The organism is Flavobacterium sp. GQ95 (assembly GCF_059758655.1).
Window position 1 is genome coordinate 37,795 of sequence record NZ_JCAXEB010000016.1, and the last position, 25,534, is coordinate 63,328.

22 protein-coding genes are annotated in these 25,534 nt (G+C 33.4%); 9 read left to right on the forward strand and 13 right to left on the reverse strand.

The window, feature by feature from the left end:
- Positions 1-6: 6 nt before the first annotated feature.
- Together AC6CH4_RS22970 and AC6CH4_RS22975 are read left to right on the forward strand one after the other, a co-directional pair.
- Positions 7-2,469, forward strand: coding sequence for a TonB-dependent receptor plug domain-containing protein (locus AC6CH4_RS22970; protein ID WP_498107157.1), 2,463 nt, complete (start codon positions 7-9; stop codon positions 2,467-2,469).
- 156 nt (positions 2,470-2,625) lie between these two features.
- On the forward strand, positions 2,626-3,348 hold the full coding sequence (locus AC6CH4_RS22975) for a hypothetical protein (protein ID WP_498107159.1): 723 nt from the start codon (positions 2,626-2,628) through the stop codon (positions 3,346-3,348).
- A 178-nt stretch (positions 3,349-3,526) separates the two neighbouring features.
- Here AC6CH4_RS22975 and AC6CH4_RS22980 read toward each other — a convergent pair whose 3' ends face one another.
- The 5 genes from AC6CH4_RS22980 to AC6CH4_RS23000 form a co-directional block, all read right to left on the reverse strand.
- Positions 3,527-4,228, reverse strand: a complete 702-nt coding sequence (locus tag AC6CH4_RS22980) for a DUF2971 domain-containing protein (protein ID WP_498107161.1) — start codon at positions 4,226-4,228, stop codon at positions 3,527-3,529.
- Between the two features lie 56 nt (positions 4,229-4,284).
- Positions 4,285-6,114 carry an ABC transporter ATP-binding protein gene (locus AC6CH4_RS22985; RefSeq protein ID WP_498107163.1) on the reverse strand — a complete coding sequence of 610 codons (1,830 nt, stop codon included), beginning with the start codon at positions 6,112-6,114 and terminating at the stop codon, positions 4,285-4,287.
- A gap of 82 nt (positions 6,115-6,196) precedes the next feature.
- On the reverse strand, positions 6,197-7,924 hold the full coding sequence (locus AC6CH4_RS22990; protein WP_498107305.1) for a phospho-sugar mutase: 1,728 nt from the start codon (positions 7,922-7,924) through the stop codon (positions 6,197-6,199).
- Positions 7,925-8,050: 126 nt separating this feature from the next.
- On the reverse strand, positions 8,051-8,998 hold the full coding sequence (locus AC6CH4_RS22995) for a glycosyltransferase family 2 protein (protein WP_072974458.1): 948 nt from the start codon (positions 8,996-8,998) through the stop codon (positions 8,051-8,053).
- Positions 8,999-9,006: 8 nt separating this feature from the next.
- A complete protein-coding gene (locus tag AC6CH4_RS23000; RefSeq protein ID WP_192187285.1) occupies positions 9,007-9,537 on the reverse strand; it encodes a DUF4199 domain-containing protein in 531 nt (176 codons plus the stop codon).
- Between the two features lie 248 nt (positions 9,538-9,785).
- On the opposite strand from AC6CH4_RS23000, the gene AC6CH4_RS23005 reads away from it, so the two are divergent.
- From AC6CH4_RS23005 to AC6CH4_RS23015, 3 genes are all read left to right on the forward strand, one after another.
- Entirely contained in the window at positions 9,786-10,040 is a 255-nt protein-coding gene (locus AC6CH4_RS23005) for a type B 50S ribosomal protein L31 (protein WP_026984106.1), read from the forward strand.
- Positions 10,041-10,212: 172 nt separating this feature from the next.
- Positions 10,213-11,388: a GlmU family protein gene (locus tag AC6CH4_RS23010; protein ID WP_498107165.1), complete on the forward strand. Its 1,176-nt coding sequence runs from the start codon at positions 10,213-10,215 to the stop codon at positions 11,386-11,388.
- Between the two features lie 240 nt (positions 11,389-11,628).
- A complete protein-coding gene (locus AC6CH4_RS23015) occupies positions 11,629-13,263 on the forward strand; it encodes an ABC-F family ATP-binding cassette domain-containing protein (protein WP_056190727.1) in 1,635 nt (544 codons plus the stop codon).
- 75 nt (positions 13,264-13,338) lie between these two features.
- Here AC6CH4_RS23015 and AC6CH4_RS23020 read toward each other — a convergent pair whose 3' ends face one another.
- Positions 13,339-13,644 carry a GNAT family N-acetyltransferase gene (locus AC6CH4_RS23020; protein ID WP_241775680.1) on the reverse strand — a complete coding sequence of 102 codons (306 nt, stop codon included), beginning with the start codon at positions 13,642-13,644 and terminating at the stop codon, positions 13,339-13,341.
- 281 nt (positions 13,645-13,925) lie between these two features.
- On the opposite strand from AC6CH4_RS23020, the gene AC6CH4_RS23025 reads away from it, so the two are divergent.
- Positions 13,926-14,585, forward strand: a complete 660-nt coding sequence (locus AC6CH4_RS23025; protein WP_498107167.1) for an alpha/beta hydrolase family protein — start codon at positions 13,926-13,928, stop codon at positions 14,583-14,585.
- Positions 14,586-14,850: 265 nt separating this feature from the next.
- On the opposite strand, the gene AC6CH4_RS23030 is transcribed toward AC6CH4_RS23025, so the two are convergent.
- On the reverse strand, positions 14,851-15,366 hold the full coding sequence (locus AC6CH4_RS23030; protein WP_498107169.1) for a DUF2892 domain-containing protein: 516 nt from the start codon (positions 15,364-15,366) through the stop codon (positions 14,851-14,853).
- A gap of 166 nt (positions 15,367-15,532) precedes the next feature.
- Here AC6CH4_RS23030 and rpmH point away from each other — a divergent pair, with 166 nt between their 5' ends.
- Both rpmH and carB read left to right on the forward strand, forming a co-directional pair.
- The gene (rpmH, locus tag AC6CH4_RS23035; RefSeq protein WP_008464848.1) at positions 15,533-15,694 is read left to right on the forward strand and encodes a 50S ribosomal protein L34; all 162 of its coding nucleotides are present in this window, start codon (positions 15,533-15,535) and stop codon (positions 15,692-15,694) included.
- A 149-nt stretch (positions 15,695-15,843) separates the two neighbouring features.
- Positions 15,844-18,699 carry a carbamoyl-phosphate synthase large subunit gene (carB, locus tag AC6CH4_RS23040; RefSeq protein WP_302093361.1) on the forward strand — a complete coding sequence of 952 codons (2,856 nt, stop codon included), beginning with the start codon at positions 15,844-15,846 and terminating at the stop codon, positions 18,697-18,699.
- A 67-nt stretch (positions 18,700-18,766) separates the two neighbouring features.
- Here the strand turns inward: carB and AC6CH4_RS23045 are convergent, their stop codons facing one another.
- The 4 genes from AC6CH4_RS23045 to AC6CH4_RS23060 are packed head-to-tail and all read right to left on the reverse strand — an operon-like array spanning position 18,767 to position 20,814.
- Positions 18,767-19,312, reverse strand: coding sequence for a GFO_1091 family lipoprotein (locus tag AC6CH4_RS23045; RefSeq protein ID WP_498107171.1), 546 nt, complete (start codon positions 19,310-19,312; stop codon positions 18,767-18,769).
- A 2-nt stretch (positions 19,313-19,314) separates the two neighbouring features.
- A complete protein-coding gene (locus AC6CH4_RS23050) occupies positions 19,315-19,842 on the reverse strand; it encodes a GFO_1090 family protein (protein WP_026984096.1) in 528 nt (175 codons plus the stop codon).
- Between the two features lie 17 nt (positions 19,843-19,859).
- Positions 19,860-20,318: a PG0215 family putative anti-sigma factor gene (locus AC6CH4_RS23055; protein ID WP_498107173.1), complete on the reverse strand. Its 459-nt coding sequence runs from the start codon at positions 20,316-20,318 to the stop codon at positions 19,860-19,862.
- A complete protein-coding gene (locus AC6CH4_RS23060) occupies positions 20,305-20,814 on the reverse strand; it encodes a GFO_1088 family ECF-type sigma factor (protein WP_026984094.1) in 510 nt (169 codons plus the stop codon). The genes AC6CH4_RS23055 and AC6CH4_RS23060 overlap by 14 nt, the downstream gene beginning before the upstream one ends.
- Before the next feature lie 232 nt (positions 20,815-21,046).
- Between AC6CH4_RS23060 and AC6CH4_RS23065 the strand changes: the two genes are divergently transcribed.
- A complete protein-coding gene (locus AC6CH4_RS23065; protein ID WP_498107175.1) occupies positions 21,047-22,519 on the forward strand; it encodes a GFO_1087 family putative carboxy terminal peptidase in 1,473 nt (490 codons plus the stop codon).
- Between the two features lie 90 nt (positions 22,520-22,609).
- On the opposite strand, the gene AC6CH4_RS23070 is transcribed toward AC6CH4_RS23065, so the two are convergent.
- Both AC6CH4_RS23070 and AC6CH4_RS23075 read right to left on the reverse strand, forming a co-directional pair.
- The gene (locus AC6CH4_RS23070) at positions 22,610-23,662 is read right to left on the reverse strand and encodes a YncE family protein (protein WP_498107177.1); all 1,053 of its coding nucleotides are present in this window, start codon (positions 23,660-23,662) and stop codon (positions 22,610-22,612) included.
- 4 nt (positions 23,663-23,666) lie between these two features.
- Positions 23,667-25,520 (reverse strand): TonB-dependent receptor plug domain-containing protein, encoded by a 1,854-nt coding sequence (locus AC6CH4_RS23075; RefSeq protein ID WP_498107179.1) that lies wholly within the window; start codon positions 25,518-25,520, stop codon positions 23,667-23,669.
- Between the last annotated feature and the right edge of the window lie 14 nt (positions 25,521-25,534).

Sequence of the window (25,534 nt, forward strand, 5' to 3'; positions counted from 1 at the left end):
CAACATTTGAGCCATCGTAAGTTAATATTTGTTTTCCTTTTTCTATGCAGCTGTGTTTCATTTGCTCAGAATGCGCATGTAAAAGGTATTATTTTAGATCAGGAAAACCGTCCTGTTTCAGATGTAAATATTGCAGGTTTAGGAAATGTGGCGCAGTCAGATTCAAATGGTTTTTTTGAAATTGAAATCCCTTCGCATAAAAAAATCTCCTTGATTTTTACTCATATTTCTTTAAAAATGATGAGTCTTACAGTGAGTTTAAAACCAAATGAAGTTTTCGTTTTTAATCCGGTAATGAGTAATTCTGAAGAGCAAATGGGAGAAGTATTTGTATCTTCTAAAAATAAAAAACGAGTTCAGGGAATTACGACAATAGATGTTGCGACAATCAAAAAGATTCCCGGAGCAAATGTAGGAATCGAAAATATTTTGAAAACATTGCCAGGAGTAAATTCTAATAATGAATTAAGTACGCAATATGCAGTTCGGGGTGGAAATTATGATGAAAATTTAGTCTATGTCAATGAAGTCGAAGTCTATCGTCCCTTTTTAATTCGTTCTGGACAACAAGAAGGATTAAGTTTTACAAATACCGATTTGGTTCAGAATGTCGATTTTTCGGCAGGAGGATTTGAAGCTAAATTTGGAGATAAATTATCCTCTGTTTTAGATATTACCTACCGAAAACCAACACAATTTGGTGCTGCTTTTGAAGCCAGTTTATTGGGCGCAAGTGCCGCAGTTGATTTGGTTTCTAAAAATAAAAAATGGTCTGCAGTAACCGGAGTTCGTTATCGAAATAATAGTTTGCTTGTCAATAGTCAGGATACGGAAACGAATTATACACCAACTTTTGCTGATATTCAAACGAACATTACCTATGATATTTCTAAAAAATGGCAAATGAGTTTTTTAGGAAATATTTCTCAGAATAAATATTTATATCAACCTTTAACCAGAGAAACGAGATTCGGAACAATAGACCAGCCAATGGAGCTGAATGTTTATTATGAAGGACAAGAGAAAGATCAATATGATACTTATTTTGGAGCGCTGAAAACTACTTATAAAGTTTCTCCGGATTTCACTTTAAAGCTAATAGGCTCCTTGTTCCACACAACAGAAAAGGAACATTTTGATATTTTGGCACAATATCGTTTAGGAAATGTTACGGAGGACGGGGAACCTGATGCAATTGATTTTACACGTGGAATTGGTTCTCAGCTTAATCATGCGCGAAATGATTTGGACGCTTTAATTGCGAATATTGAAATTAAAGGTTTTAAGGAATGGAAAAAAAATGACAGTCAGTTAGAATTTGGTTTAAAATATACCAGAGAATCCATTCGTGATAGGGTTGTAGAGTGGGAAGTAATTGATTCGGCGGGATTTTCTATAAATCCTCCTTTGGTTATTTTGCCAAAAAATAATCAGCCTTATCAACCGTATACAGGACCACTTTTGCCATATCAGGATGTTCGTGCAATAAATTTTAATACTATAAACAGAATTGCAGGTTATGCACAATGGAATCAGAAAACAGAAATCGGTTCTAATCAGGTTTGGTATCATGTTGGTGCTCGTTTTCAGAGCTGGGATGTTTCTGGTGCTGCTGTTGAAGGTAAAAATCAAATTGTTTTTAGTCCGCGTGCTCAGTTTGCGATTAAACCAGATTGGGATGTGGATATGGTTTTCAGACTTTCCGGAGGAATATATCATCAGCCACCTTTTTATAGAGAACTTCGTGATATAAATGGAATTGTAAATCCGAATGTGAAAGCTCAGGAATCAATACATATCGTTTTGAGTAATGATTATAATTTCAAGATATGGAATCGCCCTTTTAAATGGGTTACAGAACTCTATTATAAATCACTTTCTGATGTAAATGTCTATTCAATAGACAATGTCCGAATTCGATATATAGCCAATAACAATGCAAAAGCATATGCTCAAGGTTTAGATTTTAGACTGAACGGAGAATTTGTTCCGGGAACTGAATCCTGGGTTAGTTTTGGTTATTTGAAAACAGAGGAAAACTACGAAAACAAAGGCTATATTGCCAGACCAACAGACCAACGTTTGAAATTTGCCATGTTATTTCAGGATTATATGCCGAATATTCCAAGTGTGAAATTGTATCTGAATTTGGTTTACAATACCGGTTTGCCAGGCGGCGCACCGGCTTATTCAGATCCGTATTTGTATCAAAACAGATTAAACGATTACAGAAGGGCAGATGTTGGTTTTGCTAAAGTTTTTGTTGATGCCAGTACCAAAACTGCTAAAGCAAATTGGTTAAAAGGTTTTAAAGAATTATCTGTTGGATTTGAGATTTTTAATCTTTTCAATAATCAAAATGCAATTACTAATACCTGGGTTCGGGATGTGTATTCAAAAAATGAGTATGCGATTCCGAATTACATGACTTCAAGAGTTTTTAATGTGAAAATTAATGCGAGGTTGTAAGGGAATAAATGAAGTTAAAAATGAACTTCGGCAATAAGAAAAGAGTTTCTTGCGTTTTAGAAATTATAGGATATATTGCCATTTTGAGAAAATTCAATAACAATAAATAATACAATCAAAAATACTATATTTGATATTCCAATATAATTCGCATAAATGAAAAACTATCTAAAATATATCGCCTTAGTAATCATCGGAACAGTAGTGAGTTGTAAAGACGATGCTCAGAAGCCAAAAGTGATTTATGATGCTTCAAATAAGGCAAAAGTGTTAACTAAAACAGATTCTACCCAGATAGAAGTGGCAGATTTGCCAATTCAGATGGAAGGAACGAATTATTTAATTCATCCTGTTGGAGATTTGAGAGTTTTTGAAAGAGGAACAAAAGCACGTTACGGATCATCGAGTGTAAATGATGTTAGTTTTACTATTTCAAACCTGGGCGAATTTGAAATTACAGGTTATTTACAAAACCTGAAATTTCAAAAAATTGACTCAGATTCTATTCGTCCTCTTTCTGATAAACCAATTTTAATTTTAACGGCTACTTATTTAAAAGCAGTTGCAGATCGTACTCTGAACAAAATTATGGTGTACACTCTAACTGATTCTGATACCAATAAAGATGGAAAAATTGACACAGGTGATATTAAAACATTGTATTTAAGTGATATTAGCGGAGAAAATTTCACTAAGGTTTCACCGGATCTTCAGGAATTAGTAGATTGGAGTCTGATCGAATCTAAAAATCGTATTTATTTCAGAACTATTGAAGATACCAACCAAAATGGTCAATTCGATAAAAACGATGTCTTGCATTATAACTACATTGATTTGGCCGCTAAAAAATGGGAAATTAAAAATTATAAACCGATCTAAGGTACTGAGATACTAAGATTCTAAGGTTTTAAATCTTTGTGCATAAAAGCCAGTTAAAAATTAATTTTTAACTGGCTTTCTTTTATCGTAGAGTTGAAAAGTATTTTTTTTAATATTATAATTGTAGCTTAAAAAAGCTCAGCATCTTAGTATCTTAGAACCTTAGCAGCTTTAAAATCTAAATCAAAATATCGCTTTCTAAATCAGATTTTTCAATTTCAAACCCAAATCCTAATCGTTCTACCAATTCAATAACGAGTTTTTTATACCAGTTTTCCGATTTTGGATGAATGTATATCTTTTCGATCAATTGATTGATATCAACATTGATTTTTAATCCGTCATTCAGTTTTATGGTGCTTTTTGAGGTGTCTGTAATAATACGAACTTCACGCTCGTATTGAAAACTTTTTCGCTTAAACAAAAACGGGAAAAATAAATCATCAAACGGAATGTATTCTTTTTTATAGTCGATATAATTTACTTCGCCAATATACTGATCAAAGTTATTTTCCGGTTTCAATGCTTTCTGTAATCTTCCAATTGTCGATTGAATCGCTAATCCTTCACTGTTTTGAGTGAAAATCTGCCACATGGCAAACGATTCATATTCGTTAATATGCCAGCTGCTTATAGCGACTTGCTCACGTTGTGTTTTATAGTATTTTAAAAAGTCGGGATTATCAATGGCAAGTTTCTTGATTTCTTCAAAAGTAGGTTCGCTAAATGTACCTTCATACTGATCTTCGAACTTGTCAGAACGAGACATGAATAATTTCTTAGATAATAATAAATCAAGAAATTTAGACAAGTCTAAGTATTTCCAAACAATTGTATCCGGATCATCTGGAAGTTTTATGTTCGGATTATTGAGATACATATTTGTTTTTTAAGGTTCAAAGGAGTAAAGTCGTAAAGGCTCATAGCAAGATTGACTTATGACTCGAAAGACTGCATCGTCACCAATTTGTTATAAGTGCCGTTATGTGCAATTAGTTCGTCGTGGGTTCCTTGTTCAACTATTTTTCCTTTTTGCATTACGACAATGACATCGGCTTTTTGAATAGTTGAAAGTCTATGTGCAATTACAATTGAAGTTCTGTTTTGCATCATGTTTTCAAGTGCAACCTGAACAAATTTTTCACTTTCCGTATCCAATGCTGATGTTGCTTCATCCAAAATCATAATTGGTGGGTTTTTCAATACTGCTCTGGCAATAGATAGACGTTGTTTTTGTCCACCCGAAAGTTTGTTTCCGCTATCGCCAATATTGGTGTAAATTCCTAAAGGCAATTCTTTTACAAATTCAAAAGCGTTGGCGATTTTCAATGCTTCAATAATTTCATCATCAGTAGCGTCTAATTTTCCTAACGCAATATTAGCCTTGATAGTATCATTAAATAAAATACTGTCTTGTGTAACTAGTCCCATCAAACTGCGAAGTGACTGTAAATTCATGTCTTTGATGTTGATTCCGTCAATCGAAATTGTTCCGTCATTCACATCATAAAAACGGGTTAGTAAGTTTGCAATGGTACTTTTTCCACTTCCTGATTGTCCAACAAGTGCAACAGTCTGCCCTTTTTTAATTTCAAGTGAAAAGTCTTTTAAAACCGTTTCGTCTTCATATTTAAAGTTAATATTCTGAACTGTTATAGTGTTATCGAAAGTTGTTTTTTCAACTGCATTATCTTTTGAAGTAATAGTGTTTTCCTGTTCCAAAATTTCAAGAACACGTTCGGCGGCGGCATTTCCTCTTTTTACTCCGTAGGATGCTTTAGAAATTGCTTTTGCAGGTGTTAGAATGTTATAAGCTAATCCCATATAGGCAATAAATGAAGGGCCGCTCAGCGTTTTGTCGATCAAAACCATTTGTCCTCCATACCATAATAAAATTGCAATAACAGTAATTCCCATAAACTCACTCGCAGGAGAAGCTAAATTCTGGCGATTGCCAATGCTGTTAGATAAAGTAAAAAAGCGTTCAGTTGAATTTTGAAAAACTGTATTAAAGTAGTTTTCAGAATTATATCCTTTTACGACTTTCAATCCGCCAATAGTTTCTTCAATAGTAGATAAAAAAGTACCTTGTTCTTGCTGTGCTTTAGTCGATTGTTTTTTAAGTTGTTTTCCAATTAATGAAATAATATAACCGGATACAGGAATAAAAATAAAAACGAACAACGTTAGTTTGGTGCTAATAATTAGCATTGTTGTTATGGTAAAAGCTATTGTCAATGGTTCTTTTACAATAAGTTCCAATATGGCTAAAAATGAGTTTTGAACCTCATTTACATCGGCAGAAATTCTGGAAATAACATCTCCTTTTCTTTTCTCAGAATAAAAAGCCAAAGGAAGTTCCAGTGTTTTTTTATACAACGCATTTCGCATATCTTTTAAAACACCATTTCGCAAAAAGGTGATGAAAAACATGGCTAAATAATCTGCTAAGTTTTTTAATAAGAATATAGAAATTATAATCGCTACCATTATAGATAGAATGTAGCCAGGATCGTGATTGCCTTTTGTTGTGGTGATGTAATAGCTTAAATAATCCTCTCCATATTGCTGGAGTTTTAAAATTCCTTGATATACGGGTTTTACCTTTCTAGCCTTTGTTTGGTCAAATAATACCTGAAGCATTGGTATTAAAGCAACAAACGAAAGTGTGCTGAAAAGTGCATACAAAACATTAAAAAAGATGTTTAGGAATGCGTATTTTTTATACGGATATATAAAAGGAACTATTTTTTTGAAATTACTCATTATAGGTTGTTATTTTACCATTAAAACCCGACAGTTTTTAAACAATGTCGGGTTTATTTTTAAAAAGTATTTTTTATTCTGTTTATTTCAACTGCATTCCTGCAATGATATTCTCTATTTTCTGATCTAAGAAACTCTCAGCAGCATCAAAATCCTGAACTGATTCTAATTCTGCATTTACACTAATGTAGAATTTAATTTTTGGCTCAGTTCCACTTGGTCTTGCACAAATTTTAGAACCGTCTTCAGTATAATAAATCAATACATTTGATTTTGGTATATCCATTGTTGATTCTTCACCAGTCAATAGATTTAATGCAATTGATGAGTCATAATCTTCAACCATAATTACACGTTGTCCGTTGATTTCTTTCAAAGGATTTTGACGTAAATCAATCATCATCTGATTAATTTCCTGTAAACCTTCCATTCCTTTTTTGGTCAATGAAACCAAATATTCTTTGTAAAAACCATGTTCTACATAAAGTTGTAAAAGTTCTTTATAAACAGAACTTCCTGCAGATTTTGCCTGAGCAGCAACTTCACATATTAGTAATGTAGCAGCAACTGCATCTTTATCTCTTACAGCATCGCCAACCATAAAACCAAAGCTTTCTTCGCCACCTCCAATAAATTGAAGTTCCGGGAAATCTTTAATCATTTTGGCAATCCATTTAAAACCTGTTAAACCCACTTTGCATTCAACACCATAACTTGTCGCTAATTCCATTATCATTGGAGTCGAAACGATTGTAGAACCAACGAATTGTTTTCCGTTAATTTTTCCGGCTTTTTTCCATTGTTTTAGCAAGAAGGAAGTCATTAAAACCATGGATTGATTTCCGTTAAGCAAAATCATTTTTCCGTCGTTATTTCTAACGGCAACACCTAAACGGTCGCAATCAGGATCAGTTCCAACAACGATATCTGAGTTTGTTTTATCAGCCAAAGCCAAAGCCATTGTCAAAGCTTCAGGTTCTTCCGGATTTGGGGATTTTACCGTTGGGAAATCTCCATCAGGGATAGCTTGTTCTGGTACAATATGTACATTTTTGTAACCAGCCTGTGATAATGTATCAGGAACAGATTTTATAGAAGTTCCGTGTAATGAGGTAAATACAATCTGTAAATTGTCTTTCGCCTCGGCCGGAGTATTAAAACTGGCATTTTCTATAGATGATTTTATAAAAGCTTTGTCAATTTCAGTATCAATATATTCAATCAGACTTTCGTTTGCGTTGAATTTAATTTTATCGTAACCTAGGTTTTCGATTACTTTTATAATTGCAGCATCTTCCGGCGGAACAATTTGTCCACCATCTTGCCAATAGACTTTGTATCCATTGTATTCCGGTGGATTATGTGAAGCTGTAAGAACAATTCCACATTGACAGCCTAAATATTTAAGTGCAAAAGACAATTCCGGAGTCGGTCGTAAATCTGAGAATAAATAAACCTGGATTCCGTTTGCAGAGAAAACATCAGCTACAACTTTAGCCAGCGTATTACTATTATGACGACAATCATAAGCAATAACAACCTTTAAAGGCTGATTTGGAAAAACTTCATGTAAGTAATCAGATAAACCCTGAGTGTTTTTTCCAAGTGTATATTTGTTAATTCTGTTGTTTCCAACGCCCATAACACCACGCATTCCGCCAGTTCCAAATTCAAGATTTTTATAGAAACTCTCTTCAAGTTCTTTAGGCGATGTGGTCATTAATTCTTTAACGGCCGCTTGTGTTTCTTTGTCAAATGTTGGGGTCAGCCATTCGTTTACAGCATTTAAAATATTTGGTGCTATATTCATCATTCGTATCTTTTTATATTTAAATAATAATTTTAAGGAGCTATTTAATGCTGTCATTCCAGTCTTTAGTGTCCGCCGTGGCGGACACTAAAGAATTTTTCCTCCCGTCAGGGCTAGGGGTTTGTATTAAAAATTAACCTCTCGGGCAACTTTATAACGTGCTTCATTGCTTTTGGTTCTCAAAATAATTTCTCCTAAAAATCCGGCCAAAAATAGTTGAGTTCCTATTATCATTGATGTTATTGATAAATAGAAATGAGGTCTTTCAGTAATTAAACGGCTGGTTTTGTGGATAAATAATTTATCGATTCCTAAGTATAAAGCTAATAAAAATCCAATCATAAACATAATGGATCCTAATAAACCAAATAAGTGCATTGGTCTTTTTCCGAATCTTGATAAAAACCAAATCGTAATCAAATCAAGAAAACCGTTGATAAAACGATCCATGCCAAATTTGGTTTCACCATATTTTCTGGCCTGGTGAATTACAACTTTTTCGCCAATTTTATTAAAGCCGGCATTTTTTGCCAAAACGGGAATATATCGGTGCATTTCGCCAGATACTTCGATGTTTTTTACAACTGTATTTTTGTATGCTTTTAAGCCACAATTAAAATCATTCAATTCAACTCCTGAAGTTTTTCTGGCAGCCCAATTAAATAATTTTGAAGGAAGGTTTTTTGCCACGACAGAATCGTAACGTTTCTTTTTCCAACCTGAAACCAAATCAAATTTTTCTTTGGTAATCATTTCATATAACCCTGGAATCTCGTCCGGACTGTCTTGCAAATCGGCGTCCATTGTAATAATGACATCACCTTTTGCTTTTGCGAAACCAGCGTGCAAAGCCTGTGATTTTCCAAAATTCTTCATGAAACGAATTCCTTTTACATTTGGGTTTTCGTTTGAAAAACTTTCAATAATATTCCAAGAATCATCTGTACTACCATCATCTACAAAAATGATTTCATAAGAGTAATTGTTAGATTGCATCACTTTAATAATCCACGAATAGAGTTCTTGCAGTGATTCCTCCTCGTTTAGAAGCGGTATAAGTATAGATAAATTCATTTATTTTTTTATTCTTGTGTAGTTTTGCTTTTAAAAAATGCCGCGAAAATTAAACCGAAAATTGCACTTATTACGATCGCAAAAACAGATCCTTTTATTAATTCTAAAGTAGAATATGGATTGCTTAGCTTCATTTTTGCAATAGTTTCATTAATAACTGAAGCTGGTGATCCAAATTTTTGCATCATTCCTACAGTATATTTAATCATTAACTCACTTAAAGTGTCTTTCGCACCCGGGTCAATAACATTAAATAGAATAATATTAAAAAGAGTAGAAATCAGAATCCCGATTACTGCAGCAATAAAATAAGTAGTAAAAGCTTCTTTAAAGCTAAAAACGCCATTTAATTCTTTCTTTGTTTTAGAAAGTAAAATGATAGAAATAGTTAAGCTGATAGCGATTCCTATTAATCCCATCCACCATGCCGTGAACAAATTTAAATCAACCGCATAGATAGTTGCAGTTATTAAAGCAGATGCAATTCCAATCATTACACCGTAAGTAATCCCGTTCTTTTTTATAACTTCATTAATCATATTTCTATATGTTTTAAAATTAATCCACAAATATAGCAATTCCCAATATAATCGCAGATAAAAAAAGCTTTTTGAATTTCATTAAAAAAAATGAGCTAAATGTTTGTTTATTAAAAAAGAATTGTAAATTTGCACACTCAAAAATAATTAAATTTTTAAACAAAAAAGAGTATCCTTTGTTTACACCTTTTTCTAACCATGGAAAAGCTTCAAAATAAAAATGCTCTAAACAATAAATAAAAGAAAAGATGAAAAAAGGAATTCACCCAGAAAATTACAGATTAGTTGCATTTAAAGACATGTCAAATGACGAAGTTTTTATCACTAAATCTACTGCAGATACAAGAGAAACAATTGAAGTTGACGGAGTTGAGTATCCAGTTGTAAAAATGGAGATTTCTAGAACATCTCACCCTTTTTATACTGGTAAATCTAAACTTATCGATACTGCAGGACGTATTGATAAATTTAAAACTAAATACGCAAAACACGTTAAAAACTAATAACTGTTTTTATTCATATAAAAGCCTTCCAATTGGAAGGCTTTTTTTATGCGATATTATCACTTTGGTATTGATTTAGTAAAAGTCTGATTTATTTAAACAAATAAAATATTTGTAACTTTGGCCTCGATAACCAAATCAAGATTTTAACAAGTATCAAATATTTTTATTTATGAATTACATTCTTTTTGACGGTCCCGTTCGGAATGCTTTATTACCTTTTACTTTTACAAGGCCTGTGGCTGATATTCTAATTGGAATCATGACGATACGTCAAAAATGGGAAGCACGTTTGGGGTCAACAATTACAACAATTACTGAAGATTATTTATCTGCCAAATTTCCGATGGTGGAAATGGAAGAAAATATCATGATAAATGCAGCGTATTTACCAAATGATAAGCTTGCTGAAATGGTTTCTGACTTAAGAGAAAATCAGGCAATCTTTAAAGGTGACGATGTAATTGCTTTCTTTGCAACTGAAAATCAGGAAGAAGTTGATTTCGATTCGTATGAAATCATTCAATATAACGAAGATTGTTTAACAGTCGAACATACATGGGATATTTTCTCGAAAAATGACGCAGCCATTCGTGCCGATTTTAATTTCTTAACAGAAGACAGAAAATCACAGCCAATTCCAAAGAGTGTAAATGTAATAGCGCCTGAAAATATTTTTATTGAAGAAGGAGCAAAATTAGAGTTTGTAACGCTAAATGCTTCGAATGGTCCTATATATATAGGTAAGAATGCCGAAATTATGGAAGGAACTGTAATTCGTGGTCCTTTTGCTTTATGTGAAAATGCGCAGGTAAAATTGAATGCTAAAGTTTATGGTGCAACTACGGTTGGTCCTGGATCAAGAATTGGAGGAGAAGTTAAAAATTCGGTTCTTTTTGCTAATTCAAATAAAGGGCATGACGGATTTTTAGGTGATTCTGTTTTGGGTGAATGGTGTAATATTGGTGCGGACAGTAATAATTCGAACCTGAAAAATAACTACGAAGAAGTAAAATTATGGAGTTATGAGACAGAAGGTTTTGCTAAAACCGGACTTCAGTTTTGTGGTTTAATGATGGGAGATCATAGTAAATGCGGAATCAATACCATGTTTAATACCGGAACTGTAGTGGGAGTGAGCGCTAATATTTTTGGAAGTGGTTTTCCGCGTAATTTTGTTCCGAGTTTTTCCTGGGGCGGTGCTGCCGGATTCACAACTTATGTAACCAAAAAAGCTTTTGAAACGGCTAAACTTGTTATGGGGCGCAGAAATATTGAGTTCGATGAAATAGAATCCGGAATCTTGGAGCATATTTTTGAAGAAACGAAAAAATGGAGAAAAGACTAATTAGATAATTAGTCAATTAGATAATTTTAGCAAACCCGACAGGTTTTAAAACCTGTCGGGTTTTGTTTTATTGGGAATTTAAGGAATTATCTAATTTTCAAATTGGCACATTTTCTAATTCAAAAATTATCTAATTATCTAATTGGCACATTATCTAATTAAAATCTATCTTTGCACCTTCAAAAAAATACTTGCTGAGAAATCTAAAAATCTAAGCAGTCTAAAAATCTAAAAATCTAAATGATTACAGTTAACGATATTTCGGTTCAGTTTGGTGGAACTACATTATTTAGCGATGTTTCTTTTGCTATAAATGAAAATGATAAAATTGCCCTTATGGGTAAAAATGGTGCGGGAAAATCGACACTTTTAAAAATAATTGCAGGTCAAAGCAAACCTTCTACCGGAAGTATTTCGACTCCGAAAGATGCTGTTGTGGCATATTTGCCTCAGCATTTATTGACTAAAGATGGCTCTACTGTAATGGAAGAAGCTTCGAAAGCTTTTGGTGAGATTTTTAAAATGAAAGCTGAAATCGACGAAATCAACGAGCAATTAACAGTTCGTACGGATTATGAAAGTGATGCTTATATGAAATTGATCGAAAGAGTTTCTGACTTAAGTGAAAAGTTTTATGCTATTGAAGAAGTAAATTACGAAGCTGAAGTTGAGAAAATTTTAGTTGGTCTAGGGTTTGAACGTGAGGACTTTACACGCCAGACTTCTGAATTTTCAGGAGGATGGAGAATGCGTATTGAATTAGCTAAAATTCTTTTGCAAAAACCGGATTTGATTTTGCTGGATGAGCCAACGAATCACATGGATATTGAAAGTATTCAGTGGTTAGAAGAGTTTTTAATTAATTCGGCAAAAGCAGTTGTGGTAATTTCGCACGATAGAGCGTTCGTAGACAATATTACGAATCGTACTATTGAAGTTACAATGGGAAGAATTTACGATTACAAAGCGAAATATTCTCATTATTTAGAATTGAGAAAAGATCGTCGTATACACCAGCAAAAAGCATACGATGAACAGCAAAGAATGATTGCGGATAACAGGGCTTTTATTGATCGTTTTAAAGGAACGTTCTCTAAAACAGATGCGGTTCAGTCACGCGTTAAGATGTTGGAGAAATTGGTTATTGTTCAGGTTGATGAAGTAGATAATTCGGCTTTAAAATTAAAATTCCCTCCTGCGGCGCGTTCGGGACAATATCCTGTTGTGGTAAAAGATTTGTCTAAATCTTACGGAGATCATGTAGTTTTTAAAGATGCCAATATTGTTATTGAAAGAGGACAAAAAGTAGCTTTTGTAGGTAAAAATGGTGAAGGTAAATCGACTATGATCAAAGCGATTATGAAAGAAATTGGTATCGATGAAGGAAGTGTAGATATTGGTCATAATTCACAAATTGGATATTTTGCCCAAAATCAGGCTTCATTGTTAGATGAAAATGCTACTATTTTTGAAACTATTGATAATATTGCTGTTGGTGATGTAAGAACACAGATCAAAAATATTTTAGGAGCTTTTATGTTTCAGGGTGATGATATTACCAAGAAAGTAAAAGTACTTTCCGGTGGAGAGAAAACGCGTTTGGCAATGATAAAATTATTACTGGAGCCAGTTAACTTATTGATTCTTGATGAACCTTCGAATCACTTAGATATGAAAACCAAGGATATTATTAAAGATGCGTTACGTGATTTCGACGGAACTTTGATATTGGTTTCTCACGATCGTGATTTTCTTGACGGATTAGCAACTAAAGTTTTTGAATTTGGAAACAAAAGAGTGAAAGAACATTTTGAAGATGTTGCCGGTTTCTTAGCGCATAAAAAAATGGATTCTATGAGAGAGATCGAAAAATAATTTTCTCAATATATATATAAACGAAAAAGCACAAGGATTAACTTGTGCTTTTTTATTTTGTGAGAAATCGTGAAATTAAAGTCTAATTCCAGGAGGGAGTAATTCTTTGTACTTTGGGTTCTTTTTAATAAAAAGTGCAATTTTTGGATGAATAGGCATTAGTTTGAATTTCTTTTCGATGACAATTTCCATGATACTTTTAAGCAATGTATTAATCAGTTCCTGATTTTCAAAACCTTCCGGAGTATTGATTTTAGTTAGGAAAATTTTCTTTTCCTGAAATGAATACTCAACAGAAATTAGTCCTTCCGGGGTTATGGTTTCAAATTGTCTTGCGAAAGTGTTGTCTTTGATTTCCATAATTGTTTCAATAGGTTCCATAATTTTACATGTTTTTAGTAGGTTAAAAATGTTTATATAGATTAGGGTTTTAATTCGTTCAAACTTGTTTTGGTGAAGATTGAACACGAATCATTTGGCATACAAAGGTAATCATTTGATTTTCAATATGAAATTATTTTTTTAAGTGCTTGCTTAATTCTCTTTTTGTGATTTTATTTGTTTTAATATCTAATTATGGTGTGAGATTTGCTGTGCATATTAGTAAAAAAAGTAAATTTAACTTGAAATTGAAACTGTAATTAAAATTCCTTTTCTACCAAATGAGTAAAATTCCTGTATATTTTATGCCTGGCTTGGCTGCAAGCTCAAGCATTTTTGAAAGAATTAAATTAGATGAATCTGTTTTTGAAACATGTTTGCTGGAGTGGGAGATCCCACAACCTAAGGAATCATTGTCTGATTATGCAGTACGAATCACCAAGAACATCAAACATGAAAACCCCGTTTTAATTGGCGTTTCCTTTGGTGGAATTCTGGTTCAGGAAATGGCAAAACATATTCAGGTTCGGAAAATAATTATTATTTCGAGTGTAAGAAGTAATGCGGAATTTCCAAGAAGAATGAAAATCGGAAAAACTACAAAAGCGTATAAGCTAATCCCGATGAAGCTGATTCTGAATATAGAAAATCTTGCAAAATATTCTTTTGGAGAAAAAATCAACAAACGTATTAAGCTGTATGAGAAGTTTCTGGCTATGCGTGATCTTAATTACCTGCAGTGGGCTGTAGAAAATGTTATTTTATGGGACAGAGATCAAAGAGATGAAAATGTTATCCATATCCATGGAGATAAGGATGATGTTTTTCCGATAAAATATATTAAGAGTTGTATTATTGTAAAAGGAGGGACCCATGTTATGATTCTCAGTAAATACAAATGGCTGAATGAGAATTTGCCGTCTATTATATTGGAAGATTAAAGGTTTAAATCCCAATTTTTAAATTGCTTTGCCTGTTCGCTAGCACTCGAGTCCAAATTCCAATATACGACAACTTTGTCATCCTGAGGAACGAAGGATCACACAAGTAGCTCCGCATGCTAAATCACCAATCTTTGTCGAGTTTCTAGTGTGGTCCTTCGTTCCTCAGGATGACAAGATTGCGAAAAATAAAAAACGATAAAAAAATCCCAAATTCCAATTATATAGGAATTTGGGATTTTAAATTATTGTAATTTAAAGAAGTTTAGATTTTCTTCATTTGATCTTTCATCATGGTGATTTGCTCTTTCAGCATGCCTTGTTTGTCTAATTTCTTAGCTTCATTCAATAAATTAGTCGCTTCAAGCTTTCTTCTGCGTGACATTGCAACTCCGGCAAGGTTTAGTTTTGCTACGGCTAAATCCATATCCATTGATAGTCCAAGTTCGATTGCTTTCTTGAAATGTTTCTCAGCCTGGTTGATATTGGTCTGAGATAACATAATTCCGTGTAGGTAATTAAAATATCCTTGTTGTTTTCTAACTAATGCAGCTTCCGGGTTTTTGATGTATGCCAGCCAATTTTTAGCACCTTCGAAGTCTTGTTTTCTTAATTTAAGGAAGGCTAAAAGGATAAATTCGTTTTTAAAATAAAGAAAAATTGGAATTGCAGTCAATAATATAAGGAAAATACCATTCCCGATATTACTCTCTGTAAATTGCCAAACGCCAGCAACTACAAGAAGTCCGGCTAAAATAAGCTTAATATTTTTGTTAAACATAATAGATGTATATTTGAGATTGCAAATATAGTAAAATGAATTAAAAATATTTTTATTAAAGTACTTGCCAGAAAAAAAAGTCTTTGTATATTTGCACTCGGTTTTAGAATAACGTTATTGTAAAACAGAAAAGAGATATTAGATACCATTTTAAAGATACAAAGCAATGAGCAAAAGAACGTTTCAACCATCGAAAAGAAAAAGAAGAAATAAGCACGGATTTATGGACAGAATGGCTTCTGCGAATGGAAGAAAAGTTCTGGCGCGTAGAAGAGCAAAAGGAAGACATAAATTAACTGTTTCTAGCGAGCCTAGACACAAAAAATAATGTTTGTATAAACATACATAAGGCGATTACTTTTTTAGTATCGCCTTTTTTTATACCTTGTCGGTAAAAAAAGCTGCAACGTTCTAGTTTAGAATACACTACGAATGTTTTTTTTTAAGTACTTTATATAACTACACAATACAAATACAATGCCTAAAGACACATCAATAAAATCAGTTTTAATAATAGGATCAGGACCTATTGTTATTGGTCAAGCTTGCGAATTCGATTATGCAGGATCTCAATCTGCACGTTCTATTCGTGAAGAAGGAATTGAAGTTATCTTGATAAACTCCAATCCAGCGACTATTATGACCGACCCAACAATGGCCGATCATGTATATTTGAAACCATTAACTACAAAATCGATTATTGAAATTCTGAAGGAGCATCCACAAATTGATGCAGTTTTGCCAACAATGGGTGGACAAACGGCTTTGAATTTATGTTTGGAAGCTGATGAAAAGGGAATTTGGCAGGATTTCGGAGTAAGATTAATTGGTGTTGATGTAAATGCTATTAATATTACTGAGGACAGAGAGCAATTTAAACAATTGCTTCAAAAAATCAATGTACCTACTGCACCGGCAAAAACAGCTACCTCTTTCCTTGAAGGAAAAGAAATTGCTCAGGAATTTGGGTTTCCGTTAGTAATTCGTCCTTCGTTTACACTAGGAGGAACCGGAGCAGCTTTTGTTCACAGCAAAGAAGAATTTGACGAAAAACTAACCTACGGATTAGAAATGTCACCAATTCACGAAGTGCTAATTGACAAAGCTCTATTAGGATGGAAAGAATATGAATTGGAGCTTTTGAGAGATAAAAATGATAATGTTGTGATTATTTGTTCGATCGAAAATATGGATCCAATGGGAATTCATACCGGAGATTCGATTACAGTTGCACCGGCAATGACATTATCTGATACTACTTTCCAAAAATTACGTGACTATGCTATCTTAATGATGCGTAGTATCGGAAATTTTGCTGGAGGCTGTAACGTACAATTCGCAGTTTCACCAGACGAAAAAGAAGATATCGTAGCAATCGAGATTAATCCTCGTGTGTCACGTTCATCTGCTTTAGCATCAAAAGCGACTGGATACCCAATTGCTAAAATTGCTTCTAAACTGGCTTTAGGATACAACTTAGATGAATTGCAAAACCAAATTACAAAATCGACTTCGGCTCTTTTTGAACCGACACTGGATTATGTAATCGTTAAAATACCACGTTGGAACTTCGATAAATTTGAAGGTGCTGACAGAACTTTAGGACTTCAGATGAAATCTGTTGGTGAAGTAATGGGAATTGGTCGTTCGTTCCAGGAAGCTTTACACAAAGCAACACAGTCATTAGAAATTAAAAGAAATGGTTTAGGTGCTGACGGAAAAGGATATACCAATTACGAGCAAATTATTGAGAAACTGACTTTTGCAAGCTGGGATCGTGTTTTTGTAATTTATGATGCAATTGCAATGGGAATTCCGTTGAGCCGTATTCATGAAATCACAAAAATCGATATGTGGTTCTTAAAACAATACGAAGAACTTTATACTTTAGAAAAAGAAATTTCGAACTATAAAATTTCGAATCTTCCAAAAGAACTTTTGCTTGAAGCGAAACAAAAAGGTTTTGCCGACAGACAAATCGCTCACATGATGAATTGTCTGGAAAGTGAAGTTCACACTTTACGTATGGACCAAAACATCAACCGTGTTTTTAAACTGGTTGATACTTGTGCGGCTGAATTTAAAGCACAAACTCCATATTACTACTCAACTTTCGAAGCTGAAATTGAAAAAGCAAACGGCGAACGTTATGTAGATAACGAAAGCATTGTTACAGATAAAAAGAAAATCATTGTTTTAGGTTCAGGACCAAACAGAATTGGACAAGGAATTGAGTTTGATTACTCTTGTGTACACGGAGTTTTGGCAGCAAAAGAATGCGGTTACGAAACAATCATGATCAACTGTAATCCGGAAACAGTTTCGACTGATTTTGATACAGCAGATAAATTATACTTCGAGCCAGTTTTCTGGGAGCATATTTATGATATCATTCAGCATGAAAAACCAGAGGGTGTTATTGTTCAGTTAGGTGGGCAAACCGCTTTAAAATTAGCTGAAAAATTATCTAAATACGGAGTAAAAATCATCGGAACTAGTTTTGATGCACTTGACTTAGCGGAAGACAGAGGACGTTTCTCAGATTTATTGAGAGAATTACATATTCCGTTCCCACAATTCGGAATTGCTGAAACAGCTGACGAAGCTTCTGCCTTAGCAGACACTTTAGACTTCCCATTATTGATTCGTCCTTCTTATGTATTAGGAGGTCAGGGAATGAAAATCGTTATCAACAAAAAAGAATTAGAAGAGCACGTAATCAATTTATTGAAAACGATTCCAGGAAATAAATTGCTTTTAGATCATTATTTGGCCGGAGCAATCGAAGCGGAAGCAGATGCGATTTGTGATGCTGATGGTAATGTTTACATCATCGGAATTATGGAGCATATCGAGCCTTGCGGAGTTCACTCTGGAGATAGTAATGCTACTTTGCCTCCTTTCAACTTAGGAGAATTCGTAATGCAACAGATAAAAGACCATACATATAAAATTGCGAGAGCTTTAAAAACAGTAGGTTTAATCAACATTCAGTTTGCAATAAAAGATGATACAGTTTATATTATTGAAGCAAATCCTAGAGCTTCAAGAACAGTACCGTTTATTGCAAAAGCATACGGAGAGCCTTATGTGAACTACGCTACAAAAGTAATGTTAGGGCACAATAAAGTAACAGACTTCGATTTTAATCCACAATTAAAAGGATATGCAATCAAACAACCAGTTTTTTCTTTCAGCAAATTCCAAAATGTCAACAAAGCATTAGGACCTGAAATGAAATCGACCGGAGAAAGTATCTTGTTTATTGATGACTTAAAAGATGATCAATTCTACGAGTTATACTCAAGAAGAAAAATGTATTTGAGTAAATAATTTCTCAATTCTAGATATAAAAAAAGCTCCAATTATTTGGAGCTTTTTTTGTTTAAAGTAAGATGTATTATTTATTAGTAGTAATCAATTGCTGCAAAGGTTTTAATTGTTCCATGTCAATTTTTGACTTTTGCAAAACAGACATTAACGTCATAATGTTATTCGGGTTCATGTTTTTTCCTAAAACGCGAACTACTGCAAAACCATTTTCTTTTCTGTTGGCAAAAACGACAAACTCTTCGATGTTTTCATCAGAGCCAACATAACTTATAGAAGCACCGTCTTTACCAGAACCAACCTTCATTAATTCCTGATATTTTGGATCTTTTAGAATTGCTTTTACTTTTGCTCTTTCCGTTTCAAATTGAGCCTGATTTTTATCGTTTGCTTTAAAAGCTAAAATGTTCATTTTGTCAAACGATTTTAAAGCTTCATTTTGTTCTGTTGACAACTTTGCTTTGTCTAAGTTTAAAATATTAGACGAAACATCAACAGCGATAAAATCTTTATTGTCGGTATTCTGTACAAAATATTTTTGCAATGATGGTTCAGAATTACAACTTGCTAAAGTTAATAATGCTAAAAGGACTGTGGTAAAGATGCTGGTTCTCATGATTATTTTTTGCCTTTAGAGGCTTTTTTTAAGTCAGAACCACCAGGAAGTTGCATCTTGTCTGTTAGTACTGAGATTTCATTGATATCAAAATTACCTGTTAAAGATAATAAAACCGTTTCGTCTCCTTTAGCTCCGTCAACGTACATCAATAATTCTCTTACCTGAGAGTCTGTTGCTCCTGATTTTACTGATATTTTTACATTTCTTCCTCCATCGTTAATTCTCATTAACTCTTCTAAGCCGGCTGTTTTAACATATTTATCTGCTGAAGCTTTCATTTCAGCTTCGATTTTAGGATTTTTTGTAGTAAACACTTTTAGATAGTCTAATTTTTTAATCAGACTGATGTATTGTTGCATTTCCTTATCAGAAGCGTCAACTTTTACTTTGCTCATTAAATCGAACATTTTTTTGTTTACAATTACTGAGGTTACATCGTCCTGACCATCAAATTTATCAAATGCTCCCTGAGCATAAAAAGCGGTACTAACGAATGCGAAAACTAGTGTTATGATGAAATTTTTCATTTTTTTGATTGATTTAATTACTGTTTAAAAATTTTGTTTTTTGATTGTTCATATTCCTGAATGTACTGTACACTTTCAATACCTACATTCACATTGTTTGATAATAAGGCTAAAGCTTTTTGCGTTGCGGCAAGGGCTTCTTCCGGATCATCATAGGTTCCTAATTCTGATTGCGCTACAACCGGAGTTGCAGTTTCCTGGCTCACATAATAAAAGGTTCCTATTCCTAGTAAAACAACAACTGAAGCTGCAATTGATAACCACGCCACATTTCGTTTCTTAGTTTGTAGTGGTATCTCTTGCGTTGATTTTTGTTGTTTTACCTGAGAGAAATAACCAAACATTGGTTTGTATTGCTGTAAATGCTGCGCAACATTCGGCGAAGAAAAGTATTCTTTTAATTCTTTTTCTTCTGCAATAGTAGTTTCTCCCTGAAAGTATTTTTCTAATATATTTTCTATTTTATCTAATTCCATAACTGTGTGTATTAACCATTGATTCTCTTATTTTTTTTCTCGCTCTCGAAAGTGCTACCCGAATAGCAGTTTCATTCATGTTGACAATTTTCGCAATTTCATCAAATTCATATTGCTCAACATCGCGAAGCTGAATTAATATTTGGAGTTGCTCGGGCAACTGATTTATAATTTTTTCGACCCATTCCAGACTATCAGAATCTTCCAGTTTTTTGTCTAACTGTGGTTCACGATCTGTATAATTATTATGAACTATTTTTAGATTTCCAGCTCTTTTAGATTTTAACTGATCCAGACAATAATTCTTGGTCATTGTCATTGCGACAGCTTCAATATTATTATAGGCATCTAAATTTTCTTTTTTGTTCCATAATTTCACCATTACTTCCTGTGTTGCATCTTCAGCTTCTTCAGTACTAGTGAGCAATCTTTTTGCCAGACGAAAAACTTTGTCTTTAAAAGGATTAATCAATTCTATAAACGCAACTTGATTCATAATTGGTTATTTTGTTGGTTTTTGGTCGGTTATAAGTTACTTCCTGAATTATGATTTTTTTCAATTAACCAATATTTATAAGTAAGCTTATATAGTCAAGACGAGGCACTATTATTTTTGTTACAACGTGTTTGTGATTTTTTTTTGAAAAAACAACTTAAACTGAATATAGTTAAAACTAAAGGTAGTATTTTTACGTTAATATATTATTGATACCACTATACCTACTTATATGAAAACAATATTAAAGAGTTTATTGCTTGTGTTTTTGCTGGCTTTTACCTTGCAATCATGCGAAGATCAGGATGATGTTGCTGCTCCGGCAGATTTACAAGTGAATGATTTTATCTGGAAAGGATTGAACCAGTTTTACTTATGGCAACCTGATGTTCCTAATTTAGCTGATGACCGTTTTAGTACTCAGGAAGCACTTAACTCTTTTTTAAAAGGATATTCTGAACCCGATGATTTATTTCAGGATTTACTAAATAAACCAAGTAGCAAATTCCCTAAAGGGCAGGCAATTGACCGTTTTAGCTGGATTGTGGATGATTATACTGTTTTGGAAGGAGAACTCCAGGGAACTACAAAAAATGACGGAGTAGATTTTAGATTAAGTTACAAACCGGGAAGTACAACAGAATTAGTTGGGTTTGTTCGTTATATTATTCCAAATTCTGACGCTTCAACTAAAGATATTAAACGTGGTGATCTTTTTACAGCCGTAAACGGAACACAATTAACAGTTTCAAATTATCAGGGACTTTTGAATGCTGACAGCTATACACTGGATATGGCAACTATGAATGGAACAGTCATTACTTCTAATGGTAAAACAGTGGCTTTGGTTAAAACAACTTTGGATGAAAATCCAATTTTCATCAATAAAATAATTGTATCAGGAAGCCATAAAATTGGTTATTTGATGTATAACGGATTTTATGCCAATTACGATGCCCAGCTTAATGATGCTTTTGCTACATTAAAATCACAAGGAATAACAGATTTTGTTTTGGATTTAAGATATAATGGTGGAGGTTCGATTCAAACAGCATCAAGATTGGCCAGTATGATTACTGGTCAGTTTGCTACTAAAATTTTTGCCAAAGAAAAATGGAATCCAAAGGTGAATGAATATTACGAAAGCGAAGATCCCGAATCGTTGAATGTCAGGTTTCCGGATAAAATAGACGGAGCTGCAATCAATAGCCTGAATTTATCTAAAATATATATCATTACTACAGATGGAACGGCTTCTGCAAGTGAATTGGTTATCAACGGACTTGTACCTTATGTTTCTGTAGTTCAGGTAGGAGAGACGACGGTTGGTAAAAATGTAGGTTCAGTTACCTTGTATGATTCACCTAGTTTCGGGAAAACAAACAGAAATCCAAATCATAAATATGCTATGCAGCCTTTAGTTTTAAAAATTGTAAACTCTGCTGGTTTTGGAGAATATACAGACGGGTTAGCTCCAACTTATGAACAATTGGAGTATATTAATAATATGGGGGTTTTAGGAGATCCGTCAGAGCCACTATTGAATTTAACAATCTCAAAAATTACGGGTTCGACTGCGAAGAAAATACAGCAGGACAGAACGCAAGCTTTAAGAACGTTTACTAATGTTAAAGCAATGAACGGTATAAGAAATCAAATGTATATTGAAAAAGCACCAGAAGGGCTTTTAAGAGCATTAAAATAATATAAATACAAATAAAAAGGAAAAAAGGCTTTCAGATATGAAAGCCTTTTTTACAAAAAAAATACAAAAACTAATTTAAAAATAAAGGTATTAATCGTTGAAGTAAAAACCATTTGGTCCTACACCAACCGTTAATTCTTTTTGCAAACTTCCACTTAAGTTGTAGATGTAAGCTTTGCTGTTGGATCCGAAATCGCCACCATCAGCAATAAATATTTTATCATCGTTTACAGCAAAACCATAAATTGAACCACCTGCAGGAAGACTAGCAGTTGCAATTGCTGTTGTTGAAGCTGCTATTGCAGTAGTCGTAATTGCGTATACTGAGTTGTTAGAAGTATAGTAAATCTTATCATTATAAACGTCCAAATATCCAGCTCTGTCTAAAGATGCAGGGAAAGTAATTTTAGTAACCGACTTATCAGATAATTTTACTTTTACAATTTCACTTCTATTATCACCATAAGGAGCTCTCAAAACATACAAAATACCATCTTCAGCTTCCATACTGTCACCACTGTAACCAATTGTTACCGGAGTTTCTAATGCTTTTGTTGCTGGATTTACTACCAATACCTTGTCATTAGAAGAATCGGTAATGTATAGTTTACCGTTTTCTAATAAAATTCTATTTGCAGTTGCGCCCAATTCGATTTTAGATTCCACTTTGTTAGTAGCCAAATCGATTATTGCAATATAATCATCAGTATCTCCGGTTGCCGGATTAATGTAGGAGTAAGTGTTTGCATTCGTTACATAAGCTTTTCCGTCTTTTACAACTCCGTATCTTGGGTTATTAAGTCCAGTTTCAACTTTTGCAATTAATTTGAAAGTGTATCTGTTTACAACGTTAATTACGTTTGATCCACCAGCAATGATATACGCATTATCTCCATCAAAAAAGATATTTTGAAGATATACTCCTGCAAAATCAGTAGCATTTGCAGTTTTGTAAACATCTGCTGTAAAATTGGCTAAATCATCACTTGCAAAAGAAACTGAACCACCATCAGAATTTCCTTCATTTAAGATGAAAAAACCATTATCATATACTCCTTTTGGATCGTTATTGTCATCATCGTTTGAACAAGAAACAAAAAGCGATACGCTTATTGCTACTAAAAATAATCTGGTTAACTTCATTATATTAAAATTTAAGGTTTAAGTACATATTAAAATTTCTTCCTGGCATTGGTCTGTTTTCAAGGCTTTCATAATTTTCATTCCAGAGATTTAAAACCTGAAATCCTAGTTTGAAAGAGCTTAAAAATTTAAAATCATAATCGATTCCTATGTTTGAAACTATATAAGCGTCTACAATTTCATTTGGATCATTATCAGCTTGTCTATAGACAAAACCGTTATACAAAAATTGATAATAAGCTGAAATATTATTTCTGGAATAAGAAACCGCTGCCGTAACTTTATTAAAAGGAACGAAAAAGAGTTGTTTGTCTGTCTCCAGATCTTGAGAAACCGTGTAGGCATAAGTGGCATTGGCACCAAAATAATTTTTGCCATACTGTTTTTTCCAGCTTAGTAACGTTTCGGTTCCGTAAGTGTTGACTTTATTAGTGTTTTGAGGTGTCCAGATTCCGTTGCTTCCGGGAACCCAACGCAATAAATCGTTGATTTTGATATAGTAGAAAGTCTGCGTAAGCGAAATGTTTTTGTAAGTAAAGACATTTCCAATTTCTGCCTGATAGGAACTTTCAGGTTTCAAATCCGGATTTCCACCTTCTTCCCAATACAAATCATTGAAGGTTGGAATTCTGAAATTTCGGGACAAATTCAATTTCAAATTATATAATTTTCCAAATTGATACGAAGATCCCAAAGAGAATAAAACCGGTGATTTATAATTATCCGTAAATTCTTTTCTGATGCCAAATTCGTTTTTCCAATCTTTTGAAAAATCTTGTTTTACTAATAGTGCAGCAGAACTGATTTCTCTCGTATTATCTCCAAAACCACTTCCAAAACCTTTAGTTCGGCTGTAATCTAAAATCCCGTTTATCTGTGTTGATTTAAAAAGAGAATAGCCTAAATCAGCTTTGGCAATGAAGCTTTCCGTTTTTCCGAAAGTGTATTGATTAAGTGAATTATCAGCGTAATATTGATAATTTTCAAAAATATAAGCGGTTTTGAAATTGGTTTTGAATTTTCCAAAATCGCCGTCGTATTCTAATAAATTTCGATTGAAACCGTTTACGTACTTGCTTTTGGTTTCGGTTTCTGTTACTAATGAGGTATTTCGGTCTGTACTAGAAGTTTGACTGTATAATTTCAGACTGTTTTTGGTATCAAATTTATAACCCACATTGGCGCTCATGGTTATCACATCGTATTGCCCGTTTTGGTTCCAGCGCTGTTCGCCTTTCCAGGTATATTGATTCAGGTATTTGTAATCGTTTGTAGAACTGTTTTTAGAAAAGCCAATCTGAGCACTCCATTTTTCGTTCGAAATATTGGTTTTATAATTGATTCCGATGGTATTGAAACTTCCATAATCCAATTTCAAATTATTCTCAAAGCGCTTGTAAAAACTCAAATCATTATTTAAATGCACAGTTCCTCCAACAGCTCCGCTTCCATAAATAACACTTCCTCCACCGGCTTTTACGCTAACTGAATTATAGTCAGAACCTGAAATTGTATTGAAATCAGTACTCCCGTTCATTTGGGAATTGATATTGATTCCGTTCCAGATTACAGCAGTCTGTGAAGAAGTTGTTCCTCTAAAAGCAACTGTCGAAAGCATGCCGCGTCCGTATTCTTTAAAATAAATGGTTGAATTGAAATTTAGAAGATCAGTTAACAGAGCTTCATTTTTATTGATAACAGAATCATTAAGCTTTAAAACCGATTGTGAAGTGGAATATTTTTTAAGATTAGCGTCAGAAACTACGACCGTTTTCAGTTTTGTAATAGAATCGCTTTGCGCCGAAATAATCTGGCACAGCAACAGCAAACAAAAAGCGAAACGTTTTTTTAAAGTCATAATTTCTACACTCT

Excerpts from the sequence above, each read along its gene's own strand:
- AC6CH4_RS23060 (WP_026984094.1), bottom strand. The coding sequence starts at position 20,814 with ATGAATCAAGTTGCGTTTATAGAATTGATTAATCCTTTTAAAGACAAA.
- AC6CH4_RS22990 (WP_498107305.1), bottom strand. The coding sequence starts at position 7,924 with ATGAATATAGCACCAAATATTTTAAATGCTGTAAACGAATGGCTGACC.
- AC6CH4_RS23075 (WP_498107179.1), bottom strand. The coding sequence starts at position 25,520 with ATGACTTTAAAAAAACGTTTCGCTTTTTGTTTGCTGTTGCTGTGCCAG.
- AC6CH4_RS22985 (WP_498107163.1), bottom strand. The coding sequence starts at position 6,114 with ATGAGTAATTTCAAAAAAATAGTTCCTTTTATATATCCGTATAAAAAA.
- AC6CH4_RS23015 (WP_056190727.1), top strand. The coding sequence starts at position 11,629 with ATGATTACAGTTAACGATATTTCGGTTCAGTTTGGTGGAACTACATTA.
- carB (WP_302093361.1), top strand. The coding sequence starts at position 15,844 with ATGCCTAAAGACACATCAATAAAATCAGTTTTAATAATAGGATCAGGA.
- AC6CH4_RS23070 (WP_498107177.1), bottom strand. The coding sequence starts at position 23,662 with ATGAAGTTAACCAGATTATTTTTAGTAGCAATAAGCGTATCGCTTTTT.
- AC6CH4_RS23065 (WP_498107175.1), top strand. The coding sequence starts at position 21,047 with ATGAAAACAATATTAAAGAGTTTATTGCTTGTGTTTTTGCTGGCTTTT.
- AC6CH4_RS23010 (WP_498107165.1), top strand. The coding sequence starts at position 10,213 with ATGAATTACATTCTTTTTGACGGTCCCGTTCGGAATGCTTTATTACCT.
- AC6CH4_RS23005 (WP_026984106.1), top strand. The coding sequence starts at position 9,786 with ATGAAAAAAGGAATTCACCCAGAAAATTACAGATTAGTTGCATTTAAA.
- AC6CH4_RS23000 (WP_192187285.1), bottom strand. The coding sequence starts at position 9,537 with ATGATTAATGAAGTTATAAAAAAGAACGGGATTACTTACGGTGTAATG.
- AC6CH4_RS23045 (WP_498107171.1), bottom strand. The coding sequence starts at position 19,312 with ATGAGAACCAGCATCTTTACCACAGTCCTTTTAGCATTATTAACTTTA.
- AC6CH4_RS23025 (WP_498107167.1), top strand. The coding sequence starts at position 13,926 with ATGAGTAAAATTCCTGTATATTTTATGCCTGGCTTGGCTGCAAGCTCA.
- rpmH (WP_008464848.1), top strand. The coding sequence starts at position 15,533 with ATGAGCAAAAGAACGTTTCAACCATCGAAAAGAAAAAGAAGAAATAAG.
- AC6CH4_RS22995 (WP_072974458.1), bottom strand. The coding sequence starts at position 8,998 with ATGAATTTATCTATACTTATACCGCTTCTAAACGAGGAGGAATCACTG.
- AC6CH4_RS23050 (WP_026984096.1), bottom strand. The coding sequence starts at position 19,842 with ATGAAAAATTTCATCATAACACTAGTTTTCGCATTCGTTAGTACCGCT.
- AC6CH4_RS23020 (WP_241775680.1), bottom strand. The coding sequence starts at position 13,644 with ATGGAACCTATTGAAACAATTATGGAAATCAAAGACAACACTTTCGCA.
- AC6CH4_RS23030 (WP_498107169.1), bottom strand. The coding sequence starts at position 15,366 with ATGTTTAACAAAAATATTAAGCTTATTTTAGCCGGACTTCTTGTAGTT.
- AC6CH4_RS22975 (WP_498107159.1), top strand. The coding sequence starts at position 2,626 with ATGAAAAACTATCTAAAATATATCGCCTTAGTAATCATCGGAACAGTA.
- AC6CH4_RS23055 (WP_498107173.1), bottom strand. The coding sequence starts at position 20,318 with ATGGAATTAGATAAAATAGAAAATATATTAGAAAAATACTTTCAGGGA.
- AC6CH4_RS22980 (WP_498107161.1), bottom strand. The coding sequence starts at position 4,228 with ATGTATCTCAATAATCCGAACATAAAACTTCCAGATGATCCGGATACA.